At 62.2% G+C, this 9526-nt stretch carries 9 protein-coding genes; 2 read left to right on the plus strand and 7 right to left on the minus strand.

The features are described 5' to 3' along the window. Positions 1-4 precede the first annotated feature (4 nt). From paaD to paaA, 4 genes are read right to left on the minus strand one after another with little or no spacing between them, the layout of a single operon-like run. Positions 5-538: a 1,2-phenylacetyl-CoA epoxidase subunit PaaD gene (gene paaD / locus AC07VL_RS02340; RefSeq protein WP_494804431.1), complete on the minus strand. Its 534-nt coding sequence runs from the start codon at positions 536-538 to the stop codon at positions 5-7. Beyond that, positions 538-1290 carry a 1,2-phenylacetyl-CoA epoxidase subunit PaaC gene (gene paaC, locus AC07VL_RS02345; RefSeq protein WP_494804432.1) on the minus strand — a complete coding sequence of 251 codons (753 nt, stop codon included), beginning with the start codon at positions 1288-1290 and terminating at the stop codon, positions 538-540. Before paaC ends, paaD begins: the two co-directional genes overlap by 1 nt. 14 nt (positions 1291-1304) lie before the next feature. Next, positions 1305-1589, minus strand: coding sequence for a 1,2-phenylacetyl-CoA epoxidase subunit PaaB (gene paaB, locus AC07VL_RS02350; RefSeq protein WP_034746356.1), 285 nt, complete (start codon positions 1587-1589; stop codon positions 1305-1307). 26 nt (positions 1590-1615) lie between these two features. Further along, entirely contained in the window at positions 1616-2605 is a 990-nt protein-coding gene (gene paaA / locus AC07VL_RS02355) for a 1,2-phenylacetyl-CoA epoxidase subunit PaaA (RefSeq protein ID WP_494804433.1), read from the minus strand. A gap of 266 nt (positions 2606-2871) precedes the next feature. Here paaA and paaX point away from each other — a divergent pair, with 266 nt between their 5' ends. Beyond that, entirely contained in the window at positions 2872-3801 is a 930-nt protein-coding gene (gene paaX, locus AC07VL_RS02360; protein ID WP_494804434.1) for a phenylacetic acid degradation operon negative regulatory protein PaaX, read from the plus strand. Positions 3802-3925: 124 nt separating this feature from the next. Here paaX and AC07VL_RS02365 read toward each other — a convergent pair whose 3' ends face one another. Next, complete coding sequence (locus tag AC07VL_RS02365) at positions 3926-4180, minus strand: hypothetical protein (RefSeq protein WP_494804435.1); 255 nt, start codon at positions 4178-4180, stop codon at positions 3926-3928. A 141-nt stretch (positions 4181-4321) separates the two neighbouring features. Between AC07VL_RS02365 and AC07VL_RS02370 the strand changes: the two genes are divergently transcribed. Continuing rightward, positions 4322-5446, plus strand: a complete 1125-nt coding sequence (locus AC07VL_RS02370) for a M14 family metallopeptidase (RefSeq protein ID WP_494804436.1) — start codon at positions 4322-4324, stop codon at positions 5444-5446. 67 nt (positions 5447-5513) lie between these two features. On the opposite strand, the gene AC07VL_RS02375 is transcribed toward AC07VL_RS02370, so the two are convergent. Beyond that, a complete protein-coding gene (locus tag AC07VL_RS02375; RefSeq protein ID WP_494804437.1) occupies positions 5514-6827 on the minus strand; it encodes an aminotransferase class V-fold PLP-dependent enzyme in 1314 nt (437 codons plus the stop codon). Between the two features lie 15 nt (positions 6828-6842). Beyond that, positions 6843-9254: a TonB-dependent receptor plug domain-containing protein gene (locus tag AC07VL_RS02380; protein ID WP_494804438.1), complete on the minus strand. Its 2412-nt coding sequence runs from the start codon at positions 9252-9254 to the stop codon at positions 6843-6845. Between the last annotated feature and the right edge of the window lie 272 nt (positions 9255-9526).

The raw sequence follows: 9526 nt of genomic DNA on the forward strand, positions 1-9526 counted from the left end.
TTTTTTAGTGGCACTTGAAGTAATCAAACGGTTCGCGGCAAGCCAGGCATTTGTACAGCGCCTTGCACGGCGTGGAGCCGAACTGGCTGGTCAGCTGCGTATGCGTGGAACCGCAGTTCGGGCAGATCACGTCCAGCTTCGGCATGGCCTGGCGCTTGACGCCACCACGCAAACCGCTGATGTCGATCACCTGCTGCTGCGGCGGGGCGATGCCATAGCCTTTCAGCTTGGCCTTGCCCGTCTCGCTCATCCAGTCCGTGGTCCAGGCGGGCGCGAGCTGGTTCACCAAGGTCACCTTCTCCACGCCATGGCTGCGCAAGGCATCCGTGACGGCGTCGGCGATGACCTGCATGGCCGGGCAGCCCGAATAGGTGGGCGTGATCGTCACGGTGCAGGCGTCGCCCCCGGTGACTTCGACGGCGCGCACGATGCCCAGGTCCACCACCGAAATGACGGGGATTTCCGGGTCGGGCACGTCGCCCAGCCAGGCCCAGACCTGGGCCGCATCCAGCGCCGCGGCGCCACCGGCCGTGTTCATTACCACTCCGCCCCGGGATAGGCGCGCTGCAGGAACTGCATCTCGGCCAGGATAAAACCCAGGTGCTCCGTGTGCGTGCCCTGCTTGCCGCCCTTTTGCATCCAGGCGTCGGGCGCCGGCATGGCGAGAGTGGCTTCGGCGAAGATTTCGGCTACGTGTTCCAGGAAAGCCTGGCGCAGGATATCCGATGGCGGCGCAACGCCTGCGGCGACCATGGCCTGGTCGACGGCGTCATACTTGAACATCTCGCCCGTGTACATCCACAGCTTGTCGGCTGCGGCCTGCGTCTTGGCATGGCTCTCCGCCGTGCCGTCGCCGAGGCGCACGATCAGGTCACCGCTGCGGCGCAGGTGGTACGTGACTTCCTTGATCGATTTTTGCGCCACTTCGACGATGCGCGCGTCCGTCGATTTCGCCAATTCCAGCAGCTGGAAGTAGTGCCAGCTGTCAAAGAAGAACTGGCGCATCATGGTGTCGGCGTAATTGCCGTTCGGCTGCTCGACCAGCAGGCAGTTCTTGAAGTCGTGGGCGTCGCGCAAGAAGGCGATGTCGTCCTCGTCGCGGCCCGCGTTTTCCAGTTCGGCCGCATAGCTGAACCACAGGCGCGTCTGGCCCAGCAAGTCCAGCGCCACGTTGGTCAGCGCCATGTCTTCTTCCAGCGCCGGTCCCTTGCCGCACAGCTGCGACAGCTGCTGGCTGAGGATCAGGGCATTGTCGCCCAGGCGCAGCAAGTAGTTAACTTTGTCATCCATTGCCGGCGCTCCCATCACAGGTTCTTGACTTCTTCCGGCATCGGGAAGAAGGTGGGATGGCGGTACACCTTGCTGTTCGACGGCTCGAACAGGGCGCCCTTGTCGCCGGGGCTGCTGGCGACGATGTCGGCCGCGCGCACCACCCAGATGCTCACGCCTTCATTGCGGCGCGTGTAGACGTCGCGCGCATGGTTGACCGCCATGGTGGCGTCGGAGGCGTGCAGGCTGCCCACATGCTTGTGCGCCAGGCCGTGCTGGCTGCGGATGAAAACTTCCCACAATGGCCATTCTTTGCTCATGTTGCTCTCCCCTATCTTATGTATATTTACGCTGCCGCTTTGACTGCGGCTTGCTTGTCGGCGTAGGCGACGAGCGCATCGCGGAACCATGCGCCGTCCTCATATGCCTTGACGCGGGTTTGCAGGCGCTCGCGGTTGCACGGGCCGTTGCCCTTCAGGACATTGTTGAACTCGGACCAGTCGATCTCGCCGAATTCATAGTGGCCCGTTTCGGCATTGAATTTCAGGTCGGGATCGGGCACGGTCAGGCCCAGGTATTCGATTTGCGGCACGGTCTGGTCGACCATGCGCTGGCGCAATTCGTCGTTCGAGAACAGCTTGATGCGCCATTGCGCCGACTGGGCGCTGTTGACGGAAGCGGCGTCGGACGGGCCGAACATCATCAGCGACGGCCACCACCAGCGGTTCAAGGCATCCTGCGCCATGGCTTTCTGCGCCGGCGTGCCCTTGCACAGGGACATCATGATGTCGTAGCCCTGGCGCGCATGGAACGATTCTTCCTTGCAGACGCGGATCATGGCACGCGCATACGGACCGTACGAGCAGCGGCACAGGGGAATCTGGTTGATGATGGCGGAACCGTCGACCAGCCAGCCGATGGCGCCCATGTCGGCCCACGACAGGGTGGGATAGTTGAAGATGCTGGAATACTTGGCTTTGCCCGAGTGCAAGGCAGCGAGCAAGTCGTCGCGCGAGACGCCCAGGGTTTCCGCGGCGCTATACAGGTACAGGCCGTGGCCCGCTTCATCCTGGATCTTCGCCAGCAGGATCGATTTGCGTTTCAGGGTGGGGGCGCGCGTGACCCAGTTACCTTCAGGCAACTGACCGACGATTTCCGAATGCGCATGCTGCGAAATCTGGCGGATCAGGGTCTTGCGGTAGGCGTCCGGCATCCAGTCCTTGGCCTCAATCTTGATGCCTTCGTCGATGCGCGCCTGGAACGCGCGTTCTTCCTGCCCCATGTCGTCGATGGAACGGACATTTTTGAGGCCGGTTTCAACCATTTGTGCGTACATGATGTGTCTCCCATGTCGGTGATGTGCGCAGCAGCGCAGCGCGATGAACAGATAATACGATACAAAAAACGATTTGCATACACTTGATGTGAATCATTTTAAAATTTCGTATCTTGTGCCGCTTTTTTGTGCGTATGATATTGCTTATGAGAAAACACTCCGGGGCCCTACCAGTGCGCCCGGCAAATTATTGCCGCGCTACCCGCGCAGCCAAGTAAACTGCTGCTTTTATTGAAATGACCGCAACACGGCCAGACCGGAACCACATGAAGAACACCCGCTGCACGGCATGGATAGCCGATTTCCTGGAAAGCGACCCACCGCGCTCGAAATCCCTGGTGATGACGATTTTTGGCGATGCCATCGTGCCGCGCGGCGGCGCCATCTGGCTGGGCAGCCTGATCGACTTGCTGGCGCCATTCGGCGTCAACGACCGCCTGCTGCGTACCAGCGTGTTCCGCCTGGCCCAAGAGGGCTGGCTCAGTTCGCAAAGGGATGGCCGCCGCAGCGCCTATACGATCCGTCCGGAGGCGCTGGCCCGCTTCGAGCGCGCGTATCGCCGCATCTATGCACCGCTGGTGGTGCACTGGGATGGCAGCTGGACCCTGGTGATCGGCCCGGCCGGCAGCATCGGCGCCGCCGAGCGGGGCGCCCTGCGCAAGGAATTATTGTGGGCCGGCTACGGACTGATCGCGCCCGGCATCTTCGGCCATCCGGCCAGCAATGGGGACGCGCTGGAAGATATCCTCGTGCGCAACGAGGTGCAGGGCAAGCTGTATATCTGCCACACAACAGAGTTGCCGGGCGTCAGCACGCGCCCCCTGCGCGACATGGTGGGCGAATGCTGGGATCTGTCGGAAGTGATGGCCGGCTACGAAAAATTCATCGCCAGCTTCCAGCCCCTGCTGACCTTGCTGCAGGAAGAACCCGCCTTCGATCCCGAGCAAGCGTTCGTCATCCGTTCACTGCTGACGCACGCCTACCGCCGCGTGCAATTGCACGACCCGCAACTGCCCGTCGAACTGCTGCCCGAGCCGTGGCCGGGCACGCAAGCCTACGCCCTGGCCCGCGACCTGTACCGCATCACCCATGCGGCGGCCGAAGAACATATCCTGGCCACCCTGCGGCGCGAAGACGCGCAGGCGCCGGACGTGGAGCCGTGGTTCTACGAACGTTTCGGCGGCCTGAACGCCTGAGAAAACATCCATGGCGGCGTTGCAGGGCCTGGGCGTACGTTCGTACTGCCTGCGGCCCTGCGCCTTGCCCCGCCGATTTTTCAGGCGTTCAGCAGGCGTCAACAAGCGCGGACTGATCCAACGTTCATTGCTTGGCGACGACCTGTTTAGCCCCTGCCAGCAAATCCTGCCCCAGCTTTTCCAGCGCATTGGCCTGCACCAGCATGGTATCGAGGATGGCCACGTTGAAGGTGAATTCGGCCGGCGTCGTATAGCCGGGGAAACGTATGATGCGCAGCAATTCCTGCAGGGTCGTGCCCTTGCCCAGGTGCGCCAGGGCGTCGCTGAGGGCGCTGATTTTCTTTTCCAGGTCGCGTATGTGTTTATCGTTGTCTTCCATGATGATCTCCCGGTGTTGGAGCTTTCACCTTAGCAAAGCGTACCCGGCATCGTTTGCGCCAGCACAAAGGCGCAGGCAAAACGGGTATCATCGCGCCATTGCACACGATGCAAAACCCATACGTTTTTATCAGGAACACTCATGACCATTAAAATCAGCCAGCAATTCGATGCCGGCGCGATCGAGGTGCTGCGCGCCGACGATGCCCAATCCATCGAGCTGAACATCCGCAAGGATTCCCACGCCGACATCACGCAGTGGTTTTACTTCCGCCTGCAGGGCGCGCAAGGCGAAGCGTGCACGATCCGCTTCATGAATGCAGGCAAGTCGGCCTACCCGGACGGCTGGAAGGATTACCAGGCCGTGGCCAGCTATGACCGCGAAACGTGGTTCCGCGTGCCCACCAGCTATGACGGCACGGTGATGACCATAGCACACACGCCGGAAGAAGAAAGCGTGTACTACGCCTATTTCGAGCCGTATCCATGGGACCGCCACCTGGCCCTGATCGACAGCGCGCAAGCGTCGCCGCTGGTGCGCCTGCTGGACCTGGGCAGCACCGTGGAAGGCCGCGACATGAATCTGCTCGTCGTCGGCGACGCCGATGCCGAGAAAAAAGTCTGGGTCATCGCGCGCCAGCATCCGGGTGAAACGATGGCCGAGTGGTTTGTCGAAGGCATGCTCGAAGCGCTGCTGGACCAGGCCAACCCGTTTGCCCGCCAGTGCCTGCAGGACGCCGTCTTCTACGTGGTGCCGAACATGAACCCGGACGGTTCCGTGCATGGCAACCTGCGCACCAACGCGGCAGGCGCCAACCTGAACCGCGAATGGATGACGCCGACGATAGAACGCAGCCCGGAAGTGTTCCTGGTGAAACAGAAGATGCACGAAATCGGCTGCGACCTGTTCCTCGACGTACATGGCGACGAAGGCTTGCCGTACGTCTTCGTGGCCGGCAGCGATGCGCTGGAAAACTTCACGCCCGCGCAAAAGGCCGCGCAAGACCGCTTCATCGCCGACTTCAAGGTGGCCAGCCCCGACTTCCAGGATGTGTACGGCTATGAAGACGGCCCGTTCACGCCGGAAGTGCTGACCATGGGCTCGCCCCACATCACGCATGCGTTCGGCTGCCTGTCGCTGACCCTGGAACTGCCGTTCAAGGACAACGCCAACGATCCCGACCCGCAAACGGGCTGGAGCGGCGCCCGCAGCGCTGCCCTGGGTGCTGCCGTACTGCAACCTATCCTGGCGACCCTGCGCGCCTGAGCGCTCCGCTCAATCAGCAGCGCAGCAGTCACGTGGCCCGTCCGTTACCGGCGGGCCACGCTCCTCATCAGCCCTTCGCCACTTGGCGCAGGGCCTCCACCAGCCTGTCCAGATGCGACTCCGGCGTAAAAATGCCTGGCGTTACGCGCAGGCATGCGCCCGAAGCGAGGCCATCGCGCGGCACGGCAAAGATGCCGTGCTCCTGCACCAGTTTTTTCGACAAGGCAAAATTGTCCGCCACGCTAGTCTTGCCCTTCAGGCGGAACGACGCGATGGCGCTCGTCAGGCGCGGATCGGATGAGGCCAGCACCTCTATGCCATCGATGCCCCGTGCCGCGTCTACCCAGCGGTTGCGCAGCAGCCGCAGCCGGGCCTGCTTGTTGGCCACGCCGATCTGCGCATGCAAATCCAGTGCCGTCGGCAAGCTCAGGTAGGCGGCGAAATTCACCGTGCCCGTATGCACGCGCGTGCGGATATCCCCGCCTGCCGCTTCGCCCATGTAGGGATCGATATCGGCCACCCTGCCCCGCTTGATGTAGGCAGCACCCACGCCGACGGGCGCGCCTATCCATTTATGCAGGTTGATGCCGGCAAAGTCCGCCTGCAAATCGGGAATCGTCATGTCCAGCTGGCCAAAACCATGCGCTGTATCAACAATCACGTCGATGCCCCGTTCACGCGCGAGGCGGCTGATCTCGGCCACGGGCAAGACCATGCCGTTGCGATGATTTACATGCGTGAGCAGCATCAATTTCAAGGTCGGATGGCGTTCCATGGCAGCGACATACGCGGCGATCACCTTGTCGTGCGTAAACGGTTCCGGCATGGCGATCGACACGACCTGGGCGCCGCGCCGCTGCTGCAGCCAGCGCGTGACGGTGATCATGTTGTCGTAATCGATGTCCGCGTACAGCACCGCATCACCGGCCTGCAGGCGGTTATAGCCAGCAATCAGCACTTGCAGCGCTTCCGTGGCGCCCCGCGTGAGGACGATTTCATCGCTGCCCACGCCCAGCGCCCTGGCGGCCGCCGCGCGGGCCGCCTCGAAGTCGGCGGGAAAGCGCATGCGCGCATACCAGGCGTTGTCGCGGTTGACCATGCTCAATTGCTGCTCGTAATGCGCCAGCACGGGCCTGGCCATCGAACCCCAGAAGGCGTTGTCGAGTTGCACCACCGCATCGGTCGTGTCGTATTGCGCGGCGACAGCCTTCCAGTAGGCTTCGTCGGTGGCCAGCATGTCCGGCGTGGTGCCGGCCGGGACCTTGGGCAGCGCCGGCAAGGCCGCGGTCACCGGCGCGGCAGCGCCCGCACTGCCGCTGGCAAACGGCAGCGCCGCCGCCAGCGAACCCGCGCACAGCAAGGCGCGACGTTGAGAATTCATCTTCAAGATTACCCCTTAAAATTTCACTTTGTACTCGACGTACAAGTTACGGCCATCCGTGTCGTACGGTGCGTTGCGCGAATAAATCAAGCCGCGGCTGGCCTGGAAGGTCGCCTCATCGGGATATTTATCGAGCACATTATCGACGCCCACGCGCACGGACTGCTTGTCGCTGATCTTGTAGCTGGCGGCCAGGTCCAGGAATTGCATGGCGCCGAAACGCTGGAAGATATCGCCCGTCGCGTTGCCCGAATTGTCCGTCCACGCGCCATAGTAGCGCACGCGGGCCAGGGTATTCCAGTTGCCAAAGTCATAATTTCCACTGATGGTGGCTTTCTGGCGCGGCAGGCGTTCCTCGAAGACTTGCCGCTGGGCAGGATTCGTCACCAGGCTGGAGTTGCCGCCATCGACTTTCGTCGTGTTGTAGTTGTAGGCCAGGGTCAGGTTCAGCTTGCCGTCGCCGATACGGCTGAGGTGGCTGCCGACGATGTCGATGCCGCGCGTGGTCGTGTCGAAGTCATTCGTGAAGTAGCTGACGGACGTGTAGCGCAGGGGATTGGCCACGCCGGCGGGCACGGCAAACGAGGCGGACGTGCTGAAACGGTCGCTGACTTTGATGTCATACACATCCACGGAACCGGAAAAACCGGCCGGCGTCTTCCACGTGAAGCCGAGCGACAAATTCTTCGATTTTTCCGGCTTCAAGGCCTTGGCGCCCAGCAACATGGCCAGGGGATCGTTGTTGGCCAGGCGGCCGCTGGTAAACAGCAGCAGGGTCTTGGTGTCGAGGCCCTGATTCGTGCTGTTGGTGTTCGACTGACCCGGCGTGGGCGCACGGAAACCCGTCGAGTAGGAGCCGCGCAAGGCCAGGTCCTCGCTCAGCGCATAACGGGCCGACAGCTTGCCGTTGACGGTGCTGCCGAACTCGGAAAAATGCTCATAGCGCGCCGCGCCGCCCAGGCTCAGTGCCTTGGTGACGGGCACTTCCACGTCCAGGTAGGCGGCATAGCTGTCCTGTCCCCAGCTGCCGGCCTGGCGGTCGCTGAAACCGGGTGCGCCGTTCGCATTCGCATCGAGGCCGATGGCCGCGCCCGGCCCCACCAGGTAGGATGCCGCATCGCCCGCCTTCACGCCATAGGTTTCATTGCGCGCTTCCGCGCCGAAGGCGATGTTGACGGGTTGCGGCAGGGAGGCCACGGGCAATTCATAGTTGAAGTTGGCGTTGAGGATCTTTTCCGTCTGCGACAACTGGCCCAGGTAAAACGCCGTCGGGCTGCTCGGTCCCATCGACGCATTGATGGAATTGGCCAGGTGATAGTCGATGCGGTTGCGGCCGTAGGAAGCGCTCACATCCCAGCCGAAGCGGTCGGTGAAGTGACCGCGCACGCCGGCGACCACCTGCAAATCATCCTGGTCGTTCGAATAGCTGGGGCTGAAGCCAAGCGGATACAGGCTGCGCAAGTCCCAGCCGGGGAACAGGCTGCTGGTCTTGTACGCGCCCGTGCTGGTGTCCGGATTGCGCCAGTTGAAGTCCGATGTGCCATCGCTGCGGCTGAACAGGCCGAAGCCGTACAGTTCCGCCGTCTCGGACAGGGCCATGCTGGCGTTGAAGCCAAGACGCTTGCTGTCGAGTTCAGGCTGGCCCCAGCGCTGCACGGGATTTGGCACCTTCAGTTCCGGATGCGCATTCTGGAAAGCAATGGCGTCGGCCCGCTGGCGCGTACGCGAGGTGGGATCGGACTTGGCCAGCGCGCCGAAAATCGTCGCCTTGCCCGTCTCGCCAAAGGCAAAGCCCGTCTTCAGGTTCACTTCATTGCCCTTGCCATCGCCTGCCGAATATTGCGAATGGTGCACGGAGACCTCCGTACCCACCGTGTCGTCGAGAATGATGTTGATCACGCCGGCGATCGCATCCGAGCCGTACTGGGCGGAAGCGCCATCGCGCAGCACTTCGATGCGCTTGATGGCGGACACGGGAATCTGTGCCAGGTCGGGCGCCTGCGCGCCGCGCGCGCCCAGCAGGGCGCTGCGGTGGAAGCGCTTGCCATTGACCAGCACGAGCGTCTGGTCCGGCGACAGGCCCCGCAGGGTGGCGGGGCGCACGAACACTTGTCCGTCGGCCATGGGCAAGCGCTGCACCACGTAGGAAGGCACGAGTTGCGCCAGCACGTCATTCAAGTCCGACGATTCGACGGCGCCTATATCTTCGCGGTTGAACACGTCCACGGGCGCCATGGTGTCGAACTGGGTACGGTTGCTGCCGCGCGTACCCGTGACGATCACGGCTTGCGGGGCTTCCATGGATACGCTGGCGGGAACTGGGGCAGCGGGCGCATCGCCATGGGCTTGGGCCAGATTGGCGAACACGGCGGTCATGGCACACATCAGGGCCACCGCGCGGGCGATGCGGGTACGGGAGTAGGTCATGGAGAGAGTCACTATGCTGGTTGGATCAACAACGACGCGATGCTGCAAGGTTGCATCTTGCATGAAATATCACGAAGTTCGGCTTACTTACATTAAAAGCATCTAATTTGCGCAGATAACGTCAGATGGCGACATCATACGAAGGCAATGTTTCACCCGTATGACGACAAGATCAGGGAGCAGAAAAGCACGCGGTGTCCAGTCCTAAAATAGGTTGACAGTATTTATTGCTGTAGAAACGCCCGATGCACCACATCGGGCGTTTTGTATTG

It is taken from the genome of Janthinobacterium sp. GW821-FHT03C08 (assembly GCF_059420905.1).